The sequence below is a fragment of the Spirosoma radiotolerans genome, from assembly GCF_000974425.1.
GTDB classification, from domain to species: domain Bacteria; phylum Bacteroidota; class Bacteroidia; order Cytophagales; family Spirosomataceae; genus Spirosoma; species Spirosoma radiotolerans.
Window position 1 is genome coordinate 3435032 of the sequence record NZ_CP010429.1, and the last position, 16218, is coordinate 3451249.

Below are 16218 nucleotides of genomic sequence, written 5' to 3' on the forward strand. Positions count from 1 at the left end.
GTTTAAAGGTTTAGAAATAAGCATTTGTGTAAACTCACTGGTCTTCTTTAAGGTCACTCTGGCGTCGTTCCCGGCTTTTGGCCGACTCCTGACGCGGTCCTGTCTTACCAATCCGGTAGACCACCGTCAGCCGAACGCCCCGGTTATATTGATAAGCCACGCTGCGAAAAGCGAAGGTGGACGCTTCGTTGTAACTGACCCAAGGAACCCGTCGCTGCAAGGGATTGTCAACCCCCAGGGCAATACTGCCTCGTTGCTGAGGTAAACTTTTGCGTACGCTCAGTTGATAATAACTGAAGCTGGCATCGCGTCCCTGTAGGCGTATCCGTGCTGAATTATACCCGCCGTAGAGCTGGATTGCCCATGTTTTCGATACATCATAGGTCGACAGGGTACCGAGCGTGTAATTTGTTCCCTCGTTGGTCAGATTACCCAGCCCTGCCCCACCCCGTAGAGCTGCGTAGTACAGGTTAGCCGTCGCTATCGTTTGCCAGTGCGGCCCGGTCTTTACAGAGGTATACAAATTGATACCTATGTCTGTCTGATTGGCCAAATTTACGTATTGAGTAACCAGCGCATTGCCGACAAGCGAATTGTAGGGACTAATGGGTTGGTTTACGTGCCGGACAAACGCACTCATAATGATCGAGTTCGCTTTCACATAAGTGCTAAAGCTCAGCTCAGCCGTATGAATCTGCTCCGGTAGTAAGAGCGGGTTTCCAGTATAGCGACTGATCGGGTCGGTGGTGGCTACGGCGGAGTTCAGCAACTGAGCCGGGGGCCGCTGAATACGAAGTCCGTAGGCTATTTTCACGCTCCGGGCATTCTTCAGCCTTTTCTGAATCAGCACATTCGGGAACAGGTTTGTGTAGTGCTGGCTCCGTTGATCCACCTGTTGCTGGATGTCGTTCGTAGTCGATTCCAGGCGAACCCCCGTTCGCAGGCTCCACTTCTTTTTCAGATCCCATTGACTGGATACATACGCAGCAGCCAGTTGCTGCCGATAGTGCAGCGTTGTCAGTCGATGGTCAGCCAGCGAATCACTCAGGCTATTGCTGATGTCTCGTGTCGTGAAACGAAGGCCCGTTTCCAGCAGCCAGTTCCGGCGAATTGGATGCTGGTAATCAGCCTGAAACACGTGCTCGTTGTTCTGCGACCGAATATCGGTCTGCGTGGGTGGAGCAGGCATCGCTACCGTTTGATTGCGGGTGATCCCTCCAGTCCAGCTTATCGTTAGCTCCTGCTGAGCCTTACCAAACGTATGACTATACTCGGCGTTCCAGTCGTTGGTTTTCGAGTCGATCAGCGAGTGATAATGGCCGGCGGGTAGCGTTGGTTCGTCGGTACCGGTGCTAAACTGAGCGTCGCGGTCGGTCCAGACCTGCCGAACCCGGTGGTTCAGCCCGACCAGCAGGCGCGTTTTATCCGATAGGCGATACTCTACCCCAGCATTGGCATTCATCACTCCTATTCCAATGGTGCCGCTGGCTTGCTGACTGATGACCCGCTGCCGGTCGCCCCCCCGAATTCGATACACGTCGGCATCGGCCGCAAAGGGGTTGTAGAACCAGTTGCCAGTAAGCCCCGAACTGATGCTTAGCTTCTTATAGTTCATAGACAGGCTGCTGGCGGCATTACTACCCGTACTACCGATGCCCCCATTTAGGGTTGCGTTGAGGCCTTGTGTCAGGTTTCGTTTCGTAACAATGTTGATGAGCGTTGACCCTTCGGCTTCGTATTTGGCCGATGGAGACGTGATCACTTCAATCGTTTTGATGGATTCGGCTGGTATCTGCCGCAGCAGTTCAGCCGGATTGTTCGATAACACTGAGCTTCGACCATTTACGAGCAACTTCACGCTAGTAGCCCCCCGAACCGACACCCCGCCGTCGGGCAATACCGTCACCAACGGTACCTTCCGCAGGAGGTCAGTGGCTAACCCGCCCTGAGCCGTCAGGTCACGATCAGCATGGTATACCAATCGGTCGAGTTGCTCTTCTACAATGGGCTTATTGCCCCGCACCGACACTTCCTGAATTGCCGTTACTATAGCGCGCATCGCAATGGTCAGCACCGTTCGCCGGTTGGCATCAGGTGGTGGAACGGCCAGGCTTTTGGAAGCAAATCCAACGCTCGACACATCCAGGCGGCAGGCTATACCGGGCATCACTTCAACCACGAACTGTCCGTTTGCATCGGCCGTCAGGCCAACCACTTCGCGCTTCGTCGTAACCTCAACCAGCCGTAGGGAGGCAAAAGGTACGGGCTGTTTTGAGGCCGAGTCAGCAACCGTGCCCCGGATTAGCCACTTACCCTCCTGCCGAACGACAGCAAACGTATCGGATGGGCTATGCATTCGGGCGGCTGGGTAGCCAACACCGGGCAGGGTGCCGATCAATAACCAAATAACCAAATACGCGTTCATGGAGGCTGCGGGTAAGGGTGAACAATGACTCCAAAAGGAAACTAAGCGACTACTTGCCCGTTGGCATTCGGAACAGCGCTTCATCGGCAGGCTTGTTCACCTCAAAGCTGCGGTCGATTAAACTCGCTTTGTTGCCACCGCTGATGACCTCGACAACGAACGGAAACCAGTAGCCATCGACGCTTCGATAATCGGCATAATAGATTTCCGAACTCTTGGTAATCAGCTTCACCAGCATGTAGTTTTTCTGGGAGACATAAGCCGTATAGTGTCCGCCCGACGACGTCGCTACGGTCAATTTATGACAGAGATCCCCTTCCATTTTTTCATCGCCATCGTAGGTGACCGTATGCCCTTTTGCCTGCGCGCTCACGAGTGGCCCAAACAGATCGGCCTGTGCAGAAGCTGATTTTGCCTGCCTGGCCGATAACGCAACGGCTTGTCCATTGCCGTAAAGGGCCGGGTTTACTTGCCAGCCACTATCGGCACGAGCGACTACGATAATCTGCGTACCCAATGCATTCATCTCGCTCCGAACGCCCTTACCGGGCAGGATGTACAACGTTTGCGGTATTTCCTGATTCTGAGCCGAGGTCGTTTGCCGGACAATCACCGTTTTGAGGGCGCTAAGTTTTTCGATTCCGCCAAGTGCCTGTAGGTGCTTATCGAGTACAGCCTGGGCCGTCAGTACAGGGGTTCGCAGGGCGGCAAACTGTACGGGCACGTTCTGAGCCTGAGCCGTAGGGCCGATGGAGGGAGCAGCCAGCAGCAGGGCCGCAATGAGTACATTTTTCATGGTTTCAGTCGATTATAAATAGTTCGTTTTTAGGGAGTTCAGATAGATTAATAGCAACTTTATTGGTCATAAAAACAGCAGGTCAAGGCTCAAATCGTGGCCTAACCACTGGCGAATGGCACCGCTGATGCCCAGTGTACCGGTTAGCAGTGACCAGTCGGTCGGTTGATAGCCAGCCTGTACATCGGCCAGAAGCTGGCCAAGCCAGTATTCGCCTTCGTGCTGAAAATCAGCTTCTCCGGTGATCAGATGCAGCCGTCGAAACAGTAAGCTTAGTCCGGCTTTCCCATCAATCAGCCCCGGTGGGTCAAGTCTGACGCGGTTCATGGCGCGTCGCTGCAGCACAAATCCCGACAGCCGGTCGGCCCAGCGTGCCACGTTTGGCTGTTCAAGGAGTTGATGCGCCCGGTAAAGCAGTAACAACTGCCCTACATCGCCGACCTCCCACGTCAGCCGCTCCGTTATATTCCACTCATCCCCGCATACCGACGTCGGAAACAAAAACCAGGTATCGGTTTGCGAATCAACAGGAATCTGGTGTTCCAACAGGTACCGCAGATAGTGGTCTATGATGGCCCCAAGTTCACTAACGCCATGCGCTATACGCTTCTCTGATGCTGTCCTTTCGGCCCCTTCGATCAGCGTGAGCATCAATCCTGTCTGGCCATTCCCCATCGATAAATCCACCATCGAACTGGCGTAGTTCATTGGGGTATGAGACGCCAGCCGAACAAGCTCATCACTATACTGACGGGGTTTTTCCGAATACATGCTGGCTAGTAGCAGGTAGTGCAGGGATGCCGCGCCACCCGATAAAATACCAACCTGTCCCTGGCTTAGTCGGCTCGTCGCCTGTTCGTAAGCGAGTTTATCCATGTGTTCCAACAGAACCGTCTGTCGCTTAGTGGGTTGTTGTCGATATGCCTGTAAACACCCGATCAGAACAGGCAGGCTAACGGCACTTTGTGCATTGTCGGCAAGTATTCCTTCCAGCAGTGTCCAATTGGCAGAGCCGTTCCAGACCGAATACAGCCACTGGTCGGCACGGGTCATACGCTGTTCTTCAAAAGCCTTGTGGACAAACCGGTTCACCTGCCGTTCTATCGTCTGGAGAGTGGCTGCATTGGCCGGTAAAATCAGAGCGTTCATGCTTTTTCGTGTGCGTTGAGCAAGCCGTGAAACAAAGTAAATTGGGTGGGTCGATCCAGGCCAGTTTATTGTACCAATCGCCCGTTGCGTTATACGAAGAGGTTGTTGCCCGATAAAAGGACGGGTTCAAAACAGGGTCGTCGGTAAGGTTGTTATGCCTCGACCTTTTCCTGAGCCAGGGTTAGCAGATAGGTTTGCCACTTTCTTTACGGTGAGATTGAGTTGAACGGTAGTTGCAGTAGAGGTTTTCATGGCTTATTTTGGTTGAGGTTTGGATTTGTTTGCGTTGATGTTCGAAAGTTGCACCATCCATCCCGCTTGCCCTAAAATATTATACGAAGCCAGTCTTTCTCCATACAAAACCCTACTTAGCTGCTTATGCATCGCCTGATAACGTGGCTGAAAGCCAACCGAAAGACTCTCCTCATTCATACATCGGTCTGGGCCATCTACCTGCTGATCAACAATCTTTTGTTGTTTTCGTGGAGTCTCCAGCGTGCTTTTATCGTGCAAATGCCCTTTACGTATGGGTTGGTTGCCATTTTATTCTACACGAATATTTACGCCATTATCGACCCCTGCATTCAGCGAAAGCAATACGTTCGTTTAGTGCTTTACACACTCCTGCTGATTGGCGGATATGTGGCCATACGGTTTTGGCTGTTTTATACGCTGATGCCTGCCTTGGGGATCAAAACAATCTACACAAAATCATTCATCGTTTATGACCGCTTCATTCCCGATTCGCTGTGGCTGGCCATGCAATACATCATGTTTAGTTACGGCTACTGGTTCGCGATGTATTCGATTGGGCTGGAGCGCGAGAAGCGGTTCAATGAAAAGCGAATTGCTGCCCTTCAGGCCGAAAAAGCGCAATCGGAACTGGCTTTTCTGCAGGCGCAGCTTAACCCGCATTTCCTCTACAATACGCTCAATTTTTTCTTTGCCGATGCGCTCATGGTGTCGCCCCGGCTGGCCGACTCCATCATGGCCCTGTCGCAGATGATGCGAAGTGTATCGGAAGTGGGCTACCAGTCGATGGTGAGCGTTGGGCAGGAGTTGAATTACATTCGGTGTTATCTCAAAATCCAGCAGTACCGCTTCGGCGATCAGTTGCACGTGCAGTTACACATAACGGGCGACGAATATGAGCAACAATTGACGATTCCACCCCTGATTCTGATTTCGCTGGTCGAAAATATGTTTAAATACGGCGACATGTTCGACCCAACGTCGCCCGCTGTTATCAGCATTGAGTTAACCGAAGACAGTATCCGATTTACTTCATCGAATCGCAAAAAGGATGTTCCTAATTATACTCAGGGAGGACTTGGACTTACTAATATCGACAAACAGTTAAATTTAATATTCGGAACTAAGTACAGCTTTGAAAAGAACGAAATAAATAATATATTTTCTGCAGCTTTATTCATCGACATGGCAAATCTATAAATTCTACCTAACCAGTTGTTCATTATGATAAACTGTTTTGTCCTGGATGACGAGCAGGCGGCCATTAACGTACTGACAAAATATATATCGGACACCCCCTATCTTCACCTGACAGGCAGCACCACCTCGGCTCCAAAGGCCATTGAATTACTCAAACAAACCCCTGTCGATTTACTGTTTCTCGATATTCAGATGCCACTGCTCACGGGTCTGCAATTCGTCGATCTGTACAGGGGCACTATGCAGATCATTTTCACAACGGCCTACAGCGAGTTTGCCCTGAACGGATTTGACCGGAATGCGCTGGATTACCTGCTGAAACCGATCCCGTTCGACCGGTTTCTGAAGGCCACCGAAAAAGCCCTCAACCATTTCAATCGGCAGCAAATTACGCCCCCCCTGAACACCCCCGTCGCGGACGATTTTATTCTGGTTAAAACCGAACATAAGGGCAAATTACGCAAAGTCAACTTCGACGAAATTGTTTACATTGAAGGGCTCAAAAATTACGTATCCATTTTTACCAGCAAGCAGGAGCAAATCGTAACCTATAGCGGTATCGGTGAACTGGAAGAGCGGCTGCCCGCCCGGCAGTTTGCCCGGGTACACCGCTCTTACATCGTAGCAATCCGCATGATCAATGCCATCGACGGCAACGAACTGTTCATGAAAGATGCCCCCCGCATTCCAACATCAGGGCGCTATAAAGACGACCTGCTCACCTTGCTGCAGAAATCGATTCTTCAGAATAAGTAACTCCCTGTCGTATGACCCAACTGCTGCCAGCCGATTTCTTTGTGCTGCGTCGGCCGCTGTTTGCCATTGACGACTACCTGGCCATCCAGCAACGGCTACAGGAAGGCACCTCTCTGGCCGACGCTCTTCAGACTGTTTATACCGACCTGCGGTGTCAGGAGGCTCTCTTTTATGCGTCGCCCGCAGTCCATACCCTGCTGGTTGACTGGTTGGGTGGCCGGTTAAAACCGACCGACAGCTTCCTCTTTACGCTCTACAAATACTACATCCGGATGACCACCCGCAGCACGCCCTTTGGCCTGTTTGCGGGAATCAGTTTAGGAGCGTGGGGAACCATTTCGGACCTACAGGCCAGACCGGCCGTTACGCGCAATGTTCGCCTGGATATGGGTCTGCTTAGCCAACTCATCGGGGTGATCAACGACCTGCCCATTGTTCGCCAGCAGCTCCTGTACAAACCCAACGAAAGCCTGTGGGTAGTAGGCAATACGCTCCGGTATGTGGCTTATACCGAGCAGGATGGCCAGCGGACCTACTATCAGCAGGCCGTCGATACCGACCCAACGCTGCGCCAGGTGCTTGATTGTGCTCAGCCGGGCGTATCGTTCGGGCAACTTGTCGGGCTGCTGCACACATCGGGGGCCGCTGCCTCCGAGGCATCGGCTTATCTCAACGCACTCATCGACAACCAACTTCTGTGTTCCGAGCTGAGCGCAACCCTAACGGGTCCCGACCCGCTGACTGTACTGATTGCCCGCCTTTCCGAGCTATCGGAAACCAGTTCGCTGGTTGACCAGCTCAATCAGGTGCAGCACTTGCTCGGCCAGCGGGATGTAGCGGCTCACCGGCAACTCAAAAGCCTGCTGGAGACGCTCCTCCCGACTAGCGGCTCATCGCTCGTGCAGTGCGACGCTTTCTTACCTGCCGACACAACCATACTGAGCGCATCCCTAAAAACGGAACTAACCACATCGCTGTCAAACCTGGCTAACCGGAGCCCGCCACTGGCTCTACCCAGGCTCGACGCCTTCAGACACCGTTTTTTTGCCCGCTACGAACACCAGTCCGTTCCGCTGCTGACGGCCCTGGACCCTGACCTTGGGGTCGGCTATGATAGCCAGCCGGGTGTTCCAACGGCCTGGCTAGACAGCCTGCCCTGGATAGCGTCTGCACCATCAGCCCCAACCGTGACACCCGTTTCGGAGCATCTGTTGCGACTGTATAGCCAGGCCATCCGAAACCGGCACTTCACGATTACACTGTCTATCAATGACCTGGACTGTATTTTACCGGTACAGCTCAACACGGCGCTGCCCGCCAGTGGGTATGCACTGGGCCAACTAATCCGCCCGGCCGACGGGCACGCCCCTCTATTCCTATTGAAAGGGATGGGCGGCCCTTCGGCGGCTAATCTATTGGGCCGTTTCGCTCACCTTTCTCCTGAACTCGAAACAAGTTTGCGCCACTGTTTGCAGGACGAGCAGGCAAGCTACCCCAATGTACGGCTGGCCGAACTGGTTCATTTGCCAAGTGCCCGCACGGGCAATGTACTTCGCCGGCCCATTCTTCGGGAATACGAAATACCGATTCTTACTCAGTCGGCGGTGCCGGAACCGCAGCAGTTACCCCTGCACGACCTGTTTGTCAACATGCCAAATGGCCAGCAGGTCGTACTTTACTCGAAGAAACTAAACCAGCGCATTGTTCCCCGCCTGTCAACTGCTCACAATGTCCTGTCTGGTGGTCTGATGCATTACCGATTTTTGTATGATCTTCAACACCAGGAGGCCAGCCTGCGGGTGGGCTGGGACTGGGGAATGCTGACAACCATGCCTTTTCTCCCCCGTGTGCAATTTCAGACGGTGTTGCTCAGCCGGGCACGCTGGCACCTTCGGCTGGAGGACATTGGGCACAATTTTGGTGTAGACTGGACATCCTGGCGATTAGCGCAGGGATTGCCCCGTTTCGTATTGCTGGTCGAGGGCGACAACGAGCTGGTGCTGGATGTAGAAACGCAGGCTGGTCGCACCTTACTGCAACAAACGCTCAAACGAGACGGCCAGGCAACGCTGGTTGAATGGCTCGATGCAACCACCGAATCCGTCGTTCGGTCTGATGATCTGAAGCGGTGGAATCACGAGCTACTGATTCCATTGCATAGAGAGCGACCGTCGTTTACGCCCGTTCGATCAGCCGCAGCCCGGCCGTCGGATCAGGCCCTGCTTACCCGTCATTTCGCACCGGGGAGCCAGTGGGTCTACTTGAAACTCTACGCCGGTTGTGCTTACCTGGATGAGTTGCTCCTGGAAAGCCTGCCCGATTTCCTGACTGATCTGGCGCAGAGACAGCTAATCCAATCCTGGTTTTTTATCCGTTACCTTGATCCGCAGAATCACCTGCGTATTCGTTTTCTGGCCACCGAAGCACAGGATCGGTCGCTGCTCGATGCCGTGAGTGCCTGGGCTAACCAACTCATGACTACCGATAGTCGCGTTATGCAGGTGCAATTCGATACCTATCAGCGTGAAATAGAGCGGTTTGGCTCGACAACGATTGAAATTTGCGAAAACTGGTTCTGGTATGATAGCCGGGCCGTTCTAAACCTTCTGGTACTGCTCAATGGGCAGCCCGACTGGCAGCGGTTACGCGTGGGTTGTTTGTTTGTTCACCAGTTACTGATTGCCTGGCAATATGACCCAATAAGCCAGTGCCACCTGGTAGAAACTTGGCGGGATAGTTTTCTCCGCGAATTTCGGGTCGATAAATCATTCCAGACCGACGTCAATAGCCTGTTTCGCGATCATAAACACGCGCTTGTAAAACCCAGCCCTAACGAGCAGATACTGATCGGGCTACTGACCGATTATCATGCACAGGCCGCTACGTTCCATAAAAACCTCCAGACAGCGGATGCCCAATCGCCCGAACGACTGTTGTCGTCGATAACGCACCTGTTCCTCAATCGCCTGTTTATCGACAGTCAGCGGAAAAATGAGCTTATTGTCTACTGTTTTTTGAGCAAATTGATTAAACAATGGCTCAACACCCGGTAAACTTACGGTCATCTTCCAAGGACATCACCACACCCGACTTGCGGCCAGGTTGATCAATACGTTGACGACAAAGGCAATCCCAAAGGACAGCGCAACAGAATATTGGTTCAGTAGAAAGGCTTGCAGAAAGAGAAATGTAGTAAAGCCCAAAAGACCGATGACCAGACCGCGCAGTGTGGTAATGGTAGCGCTGCTCCCCTGAAGTGTGTGCGTAAAGATGGCCAGAATAGTCGTCATGATTGGAAAGGGCGTCAGGATACCACTCCAATTTGGGCCCAGCACGCTGGCTAATGCCGTAATGGCTAAGACAAATACCGTAGCAACGGCCATCCGAATGGGAATATCGAAAGGCAATCGCCGGGTGCTCGCTGGCGGGCCGATCGGCAATGGATAAAACTGTAGACTGAGTACTACGCTGATCATGACAATGGCATAGCTGACGTATAAATTCAACTGTAAATACTTGAAAACCAGAGCCGTAGCGGTATATAACCCGTAGGAGATCAGGAGTGTAGGAAACCAGGTAAAGTTGCGGGAAAAAGCCGAGTAGCTGACACAAAAACTAATCAGCGCCAGTATGCCGGTCATTGACCCCTGAATGGAATAGATGCCAAACGACTTCCCTTGTTCCAGGATAAAAAAGAGCAGAATAGGACCTGCCACCCACGGCATACTCCCAATCAATCCGCCTGCTTTACTACCCCATTTTCGAATGGCCAGCGTAACCAGCGCAATGACGGTAGGCATTAATGTTACTTTGAGCAGGAGTATGTTCATTCGAAAAACAGTTGCAAAGCAGGCCAATAGTTGGCTTAGTTATTACTACTAAACGCAAAGGCTCATGCCGACGCGAAGTTACAAGGCTTTTTATGGGTTTCCAGAAGCAAAAAAATTCGAGTCCTACTTCTATAAACAGCTGATCGCTGACGCGACTGCTCTAAAGCCTTATACTGTTGGTTGCTTGTCCTTTCAATACATTAGACTTGGTAATTTTCTTCCCGTAATTGTTGGCGGCAAGGCTTGCAGTAACTCGAACAGCCTTAAAATTATTAAACTTTTTTCGTTAGTATTGACAACTCTTCTACTGGCTCTCTGGCTGCTTTACCTAGGCCGAGAAGAAGTTATTTCTAGTAAGTGTATAGTGCGCCGAGCCCCTCGTATGATATGAAGAATACACCCGTAACCATCAAGGATATTGCCCGCTCACTTAACATCTCTATCTCAACGGTTTCGCGGGCACTGCGGGGACTACCTGAAATTCATCCAACTACGCGGGATGCCGTAGTTAGGTTGGCCGAAGAGCTTGATTATCAACCAAATCAGTTGGCCAAAAATTTAGCCAAAAGCCGCACAAAAACCATTGGTGTCATTGTGCCCAATCTTAGCTATCATTTTTTTTCTGCGATGCTCAACAGTATCGAAGAAGCTGCTCTTCAGGCGGGCTATAGTGTGTTGGTGTGTCAAACGAATGAATCCTATCTGCGCGAAATCACCAACATTCAGAATCTATTACGAAGCCAGGTAGAAGGCTTTATCATCTCGCTGTCGCGCGATACGGACAATTATGAGCATGTCGAACGGCTGGCTCGCAAAAACATCCCCCTGGTGCTGTTCGACCGCTATGCCGAAAGTATTGATGTGTCAAAAGTCATTGTCGACAATGAGGCTGCCGCCTTTAAAGCAACGGAACACTTGATTGAAAATGGTTGCCAGCGAATTGGCTTCCTGGCTGGCCCGGCTCGATTAGTGTTGAGCAACCAACGCATTAAAGGGTATCAGGCTGCCCTGGAGAAACATAAGGTACAGGTTGGCGACCAATATGTGTTTCACTGCGACTATACCCAGGAGAATACGATTATGCAAACGATAGCTATGATGAGTCTGCCACAGCCACCCGATGGCGTGGTTACGATTAGTGACCGGGTAGCCTATCCAGCCATTTATGCCATGAAACAAAAGGGTCTTCGTGTACCCGACGATGTGGCGGTCGTTAGTTTTAATAACGAACCCGTATCGGCTTTTTTCTCGCCAGCACTGAGCAGCATCAGCCAGCCTATTCAGGAGATGGGTACAGAAACGGTTCGCCTGTTGCTCAACCAGTTAGACGCTAAAGATGGTATGACCGTAAAAGAAACCCGGATTATGGACACTCAGCTCATTGTGCGAGCCTCATCACTTCGGTCAACGGCCTGATACGTTACATCCGATAACTCCGAATGTATTCGCCGGGAGGCATTCCCACCAAATCCTTAAACTGGCGGTTAAAATTTGACAGGTTTGTGTACCCACAACTGAGCGCAATCTGGCTAATGTTTTCCCGCGATTCGCGCAGATGTCGGCAGGCGTGTTCAATGCGAACCTCGTTGAGCAATTGCGAAAACGTTTTGCGCGTGTGCTGCCGAAAAAAACGACAGAAAGCACCAGGCGTCAGGTTCGCTACGCTGGCTATATCCTCCAGGGAGATGGGCCGTGCATACTGTTGTAGTATATACGAGAAAACCTGCTCCAGCCGACGCTGATCGTCTGGTCGCTGAGGCCGTGCGTAAGCCGTAGCCGACAGCACCTCCCGGTCCGGATTCGTTGCCAGATTATCCAATAAGTGCAGTAGTACCAACAATTGCTCGAATGGGCGCTGTTTTGGCATGTTTTCGAACTGTGTTGTGAGCGCGTTGCTCACTCTACAGCGCAGTCGGACACCATGCTGAGCCTGCTGTAAGAGAAAGCGTAAGTGTTTTGTTTCCGGCAAATTCAGCAGGGTTGCTTCCAGGTGTTCGGGCCTGAAAAGAACCGTAACCGAGGTGGCCAACTGCGTCGAATCAGGTTGGTAATAACGGGGGTCACTCAGTAAAACATGGGGTATATTAGCCCCCAGGAGTAAAATATCGTACTGGTCGAAGCGATCTATTTTATCACCAACAATCAACGTCCCTTCCCCTTGCTGAATGAGGGTTAGTTGTATTTCGGGGTGAAAGTGCAGGTGCCCATAAAAATGAGGTGCGCTGTCCTGCTCAATTCGAAATGAGCGATCATCGACGGTGGGTACGCGGAAGAGAAGTGGCTTCATCAATACGTAGTTGGCTTGCTTTCGTAATAAGTTTGCTAATATGGTGAAATAAGTATTAGTATCGATGAATAAAAGGCAACGGCCTACGGCGAACATTAGTGAACTTTGAGTGTGTCAACTGACCAGACAGTTTAACTGAATCATTTATCATTAAAACTACGCCAATGAATGTATCTGTACTGTGGGAAGGTGTCTATCCCGCACTCCTAACGCCATTTACGGCCGATGATGAACTGGACATCCCGCTTTTTGAAAAGAATTTGCATGCTCAACTCGAAGCGGGTATACACGGATTTATTATTGGTGGTTCATTGGGCGAAGCCAGTACGTTGCTGAATGAGGAAAAAATCAGCCTGTTGCAATCGGCACTGGCCGTTTGCCAGGATAAAGTGCCCGTGTTGGTTAATATTGCCGAGCAAGGTACCAAACAGGCGATTGCCCGCGCCCACGAAGCCCAGGCAAATGGGGCCGACGGGCTCATGCTCCTCCCACCGATGCGCTACCCGGCCGATGCCCGTGAAACGGTTACGTTCTTCAAATCGGTAGCCCAGGAGACGACCCTGCCGATCATGATTTACAACAATCCCTACGATTACAAAATTATGACAACGGTGGCCATGTTCGAAGAACTGGCGGAATTGCCCAACATTCAGGCCGTCAAAGAATCGACCCGCGACCTGACCAATATTACCCGCATGCGCAACGCTTTCGGCAACCGGTTCAAGCTAATGGGTGGTGTCGATACGCTGGCCCTGGAAGCCCTCTTGCTCGGCTGCGATGGCTGGGTAGGCGGCCTGGTCGATGCATTTCCGCAGGAAACAATGGCCGTTTATGACTTGACGAAAGCGGGTCAACTGGCCGAGGCACTGGAAATTTACCGCTGGTTTATGCCGCTGCTCGAACTGGACATTCACCCGAAACTGGTTCAGTATATTAAGCTGGCTGCGCAGGCCACCGGCATTGGCTCGGAATATGTCCGGGCTCCCCGCCTACCGCTCATTGGTGCCGAACGAGCCCAGGTTGAGCAGATTATTCAAGAAGCCCTAGCCAAACGCCCACTCATTAACGCAGCCTAACGAGTTGCTCTTATGTGTATTGACTAATACGGTTGTACCCGTGGGCTTCAGACCGTGTATAGACTGGAACACCGGCTGAAGCCCGTGTATATAATCGAAGCCGTTTAAACAATTTAGACTATTCGTTTTTACTCTTTCCAAAAAAAATGGCCGAGTATCACTTTTTCTGCATCGACGCTCATACCTGTGGCAATCCGGTTCGGGTGGTTACGGGTGGCAGCATTCCGTTTCTGCAAGGGGAAACCATGAGCGAGAAACGGCAGCATTTTCTGCGTGAATACGACTGGATTCGGAAAGGGCTGATGTTTGAACCGCGTGGCCATGACATGATGTCGGGGAGTATTCTGTACCCACCCACCAACCCGGCAAATGACGCGGGCGTCCTGTTTATCGAAACCTCGGGCTGTTTGCCCATGTGTGGACACGGCACCATTGGCACCGTAACGGTGGCAATCGAACAGAATCTGATTCGCCCCAAAACACCCGGTGTTCTGAATCTGGAAGTACCCGCCGGACTCGTTCGGGCCGAATACCAACAGGAAGGCAGGAAAGTGACATCGGTGAAGATTACAAACATCAAATCGTATCTGGCAGCCGAAAAACTAACCGTCGACTGTCCTGAACTGGGCCTGCTAACGGTCGATGTTGCCTATGGTGGTAACTTTTACGCTATTGTCGACCCCCAACCGAACTTTCCCGGACTGGAGCAGTACAAGGCCGAACAACTCATTGGCTGGGCGCGCGAGATGCGAACGCGTATGAATGAACAATACACCTTTGTTCACCCCGAAAATCCGACAATCAACGGGCTTAGCCACATTTTGTGGACGGGTAAACCGCTGAAAGAAACCTCCACCGCCCGCAATGCCGTTTTCTATGGCGACAAAGCCATTGATCGTTCGCCCTGCGGCACGGGCACATCGGCCCGCATGGCGCAATGGTACGCCCAGGGCCGTCTCAAACCGGGCGAAACGTTTGTGCATGAGAGCATTATCGGGTCTATTTTCAACGGACGTATTGAGGCCGAAACAGAGTTGGCGGCTCGTCCCGCCATTGTACCCAGCATTGAAGGCTGGGCACGGATTCACGGCTATAACCACCTTATTCTGGACGAAGACGATCCATATGCGTATGGATTTCAAGTAATATGACACATCGGGCCTCGACTAGGATTGGCATTGTTGGCGGAGGCATCATCGGGCTTAGCTCGGCCTACTATTTACACAAAGCGGGGCACCACGTTACCCTGTTCGATCAGACGTCTATCGCCGACGGCTGCTCGTTCGGGAATGCCGGCATGATTGTGCCCAGCCATATCATTCCGCTGGCCCAGCCGGGTATGATTGCCAAAGGTATGCGCTGGATGCTTGATTCCACCAGCCCATTTTATGTAAAACCCCGCCTGAATATCGAGCTGGCCCGCTGGGGTTGGCTGTTCTACCGGCACTCGACGGCCAAACACGTTGAATACTCCATTCCGGTTTTACGCGACATTAGTCTATTGAGCAAAACCCTGTATCAGGATTTAGCGGCCAATGGTGATCTGGACTTTGAATGGCAGGAACGGGGCCTGCTGATGCTTTACAAAACGGCATCAGCCGAACACGAAATGGCCGAGGAGGCTAGTGTAGCGAATCGAGCCGGTATTGACGCACAGGTACTAAATGGCCAGCAGGTTCAGGATCTGGAGCCCCATACGCGAGTCGATGTGCGCGGAGGTGTGTTGTATCCCGGCGACGCACACCTGAATCCGGGCGAATTGATTCGCTCACTGGTGGCCTATTTACGTAAACAGGGCGTTACCATTCTGGAAAATCATACCGTAACGGGCTTCGGCAAACAGCAGTCGCGCATAACATCGGTACAAACCCCACAGGGTGATTTCCCAATCGATGAACTCATTGTGGCAGGGGGTGCCTGGTCCCCGTCGCTGGCCCGATTGCTGAACATGAACTTATCGATGCAGGGCGGAAAAGGCTATAGTTTTGCCCTTCGTAATATTAAAAACAACATTCGTGTCCCAGCCATCATGCTCGAAGCGCGTGCTACGGCCACTCCTATGGGCAACGACCTGCGTTTTGCCGGTACGCTCGAAGTAGCTGGTACCGATATGACGGTCAATATGAATCGGGTGCGGGGCATTGTTCAGTCGATCAACAAGTATTACCCCGATGTACCAGTTACCATGCCCGATGTCGAAGTGGTATGGCGGGGCTTGCGTCCCTGCTCACCCGATGGCCTCCCCTACATTGGCCGAACGAAACGATTCGACAACGTTATTCTGGCTACCGGCCACGGCATGATGGGGCTGAGTTTAGGACCTGCAACGGGCAAGCTGGTGAGCGAACTTGTTGCTGGAGCCGCCGACAGCCTGGAGATTACGCCCTTCAGCCCGGATCGCTTTGCCTGAGTTTTCTCCTGGAAGCCGTTCGACCTGGTGAAGTCGG

Annotated in this window: 12 protein-coding genes; 7 read left to right on the top strand and 5 right to left on the bottom strand. The window is 52.0% G+C overall.

Annotated elements, in window-relative coordinates; all coding sequences use genetic code 11:
* Positions 1–34: 34 nt before the first annotated feature.
* The 3 genes from SD10_RS13980 to SD10_RS13990 all read right to left on the bottom strand — a co-directional run bounded on the left by SD10_RS13980 (position 35) and on the right by SD10_RS13990 (position 4370).
* A complete protein-coding gene (locus SD10_RS13980) occupies positions 35–2425 on the bottom strand; it encodes a TonB-dependent receptor domain-containing protein (RefSeq protein WP_046574413.1) in 2391 nt (796 codons plus the stop codon).
* Between the two features lie 49 nt (positions 2426–2474).
* Positions 2475–3221 (bottom strand): LolA-like protein, encoded by a 747-nt coding sequence (locus tag SD10_RS13985; RefSeq protein WP_046574415.1) that lies wholly within the window; start codon positions 3219–3221, stop codon positions 2475–2477.
* Between the two features lie 66 nt (positions 3222–3287).
* A complete protein-coding gene (locus SD10_RS13990) occupies positions 3288–4370 on the bottom strand; it encodes a lanthionine synthetase LanC family protein (protein ID WP_046574416.1) in 1083 nt (360 codons plus the stop codon).
* A 378-nt stretch (positions 4371–4748) separates the two neighbouring features.
* Between SD10_RS13990 and SD10_RS13995 the strand changes: the two genes are divergently transcribed.
* The 3 genes from SD10_RS13995 to SD10_RS14005 are packed head-to-tail and all read left to right on the top strand — an operon-like array spanning position 4749 to position 9631.
* On the top strand, positions 4749–5822 hold the full coding sequence (locus tag SD10_RS13995; protein ID WP_046574418.1) for a sensor histidine kinase: 1074 nt from the start codon (positions 4749–4751) through the stop codon (positions 5820–5822).
* A gap of 24 nt (positions 5823–5846) precedes the next feature.
* Complete coding sequence (locus SD10_RS14000; protein WP_046574419.1) at positions 5847–6578, top strand: LytR/AlgR family response regulator transcription factor; 732 nt, start codon at positions 5847–5849, stop codon at positions 6576–6578.
* Positions 6579–6589: 11 nt separating this feature from the next.
* The gene (locus SD10_RS14005; protein ID WP_046574421.1) at positions 6590–9631 is read left to right on the top strand and encodes a lantibiotic dehydratase; all 3042 of its coding nucleotides are present in this window, start codon (positions 6590–6592) and stop codon (positions 9629–9631) included.
* 24 nt (positions 9632–9655) lie between these two features.
* Here the strand turns inward: SD10_RS14005 and SD10_RS14010 are convergent, their stop codons facing one another.
* Positions 9656–10408 carry a hypothetical protein gene (locus tag SD10_RS14010; protein WP_046574422.1) on the bottom strand — a complete coding sequence of 251 codons (753 nt, stop codon included), beginning with the start codon at positions 10406–10408 and terminating at the stop codon, positions 9656–9658.
* Positions 10409–10795: 387 nt separating this feature from the next.
* On the opposite strand from SD10_RS14010, the gene SD10_RS14020 reads away from it, so the two are divergent.
* Positions 10796–11824 (top strand): LacI family DNA-binding transcriptional regulator, encoded by a 1029-nt coding sequence (locus SD10_RS14020; RefSeq protein WP_046574424.1) that lies wholly within the window; start codon positions 10796–10798, stop codon positions 11822–11824.
* Between the two features lie 4 nt (positions 11825–11828).
* Here the strand turns inward: SD10_RS14020 and SD10_RS14025 are convergent, their stop codons facing one another.
* Complete coding sequence (locus tag SD10_RS14025; protein WP_046579521.1) at positions 11829–12695, bottom strand: helix-turn-helix domain-containing protein; 867 nt, start codon at positions 12693–12695, stop codon at positions 11829–11831.
* Positions 12696–12859: 164 nt separating this feature from the next.
* On the opposite strand from SD10_RS14025, the gene SD10_RS14030 reads away from it, so the two are divergent.
* The 3 genes from SD10_RS14030 to SD10_RS14040 all read left to right on the top strand — a co-directional run bounded on the left by SD10_RS14030 (position 12860) and on the right by SD10_RS14040 (position 16181).
* Positions 12860–13771 carry a dihydrodipicolinate synthase family protein gene (locus tag SD10_RS14030; RefSeq protein WP_046574426.1) on the top strand — a complete coding sequence of 304 codons (912 nt, stop codon included), beginning with the start codon at positions 12860–12862 and terminating at the stop codon, positions 13769–13771.
* A gap of 146 nt (positions 13772–13917) precedes the next feature.
* A complete protein-coding gene (locus SD10_RS14035; protein ID WP_046574428.1) occupies positions 13918–14922 on the top strand; it encodes a 4-hydroxyproline epimerase in 1005 nt (334 codons plus the stop codon).
* On the top strand, positions 14919–16181 hold the full coding sequence (locus SD10_RS14040) for an NAD(P)/FAD-dependent oxidoreductase (protein ID WP_046574430.1): 1263 nt from the start codon (positions 14919–14921) through the stop codon (positions 16179–16181). The genes SD10_RS14035 and SD10_RS14040 overlap by 4 nt, the downstream gene beginning before the upstream one ends.
* Positions 16182–16218 lie beyond the last annotated feature (37 nt).

Bases quoted from the DNA above. Each gene is read 5' to 3' on its own strand.
- SD10_RS13990 (WP_046574416.1), bottom strand. From the start codon at position 4,370: ATGAACGCTCTGATTTTACCGGCCAATGCAGCCACTCTCCAGACGATA.
- SD10_RS14000 (WP_046574419.1), top strand. From the start codon at position 5,847: ATGATAAACTGTTTTGTCCTGGATGACGAGCAGGCGGCCATTAACGTA.
- SD10_RS14020 (WP_046574424.1), top strand. From the start codon at position 10,796: ATGAAGAATACACCCGTAACCATCAAGGATATTGCCCGCTCACTTAAC.
- SD10_RS14010 (WP_046574422.1), bottom strand. From the start codon at position 10,408: ATGAACATACTCCTGCTCAAAGTAACATTAATGCCTACCGTCATTGCG.
- SD10_RS14005 (WP_046574421.1), top strand. From the start codon at position 6,590: ATGACCCAACTGCTGCCAGCCGATTTCTTTGTGCTGCGTCGGCCGCTG.
- SD10_RS14040 (WP_046574430.1), top strand. From the start codon at position 14,919: ATGACACATCGGGCCTCGACTAGGATTGGCATTGTTGGCGGAGGCATC.
- SD10_RS13995 (WP_046574418.1), top strand. From the start codon at position 4,749: ATGCATCGCCTGATAACGTGGCTGAAAGCCAACCGAAAGACTCTCCTC.
- SD10_RS14025 (WP_046579521.1), bottom strand. From the start codon at position 12,695: ATGAAGCCACTTCTCTTCCGCGTACCCACCGTCGATGATCGCTCATTT.
- SD10_RS13980 (WP_046574413.1), bottom strand. From the start codon at position 2,425: ATGAACGCGTATTTGGTTATTTGGTTATTGATCGGCACCCTGCCCGGT.
- SD10_RS14030 (WP_046574426.1), top strand. From the start codon at position 12,860: ATGAATGTATCTGTACTGTGGGAAGGTGTCTATCCCGCACTCCTAACG.
- SD10_RS13985 (WP_046574415.1), bottom strand. From the start codon at position 3,221: ATGAAAAATGTACTCATTGCGGCCCTGCTGCTGGCTGCTCCCTCCATC.
- SD10_RS14035 (WP_046574428.1), top strand. From the start codon at position 13,918: ATGGCCGAGTATCACTTTTTCTGCATCGACGCTCATACCTGTGGCAAT.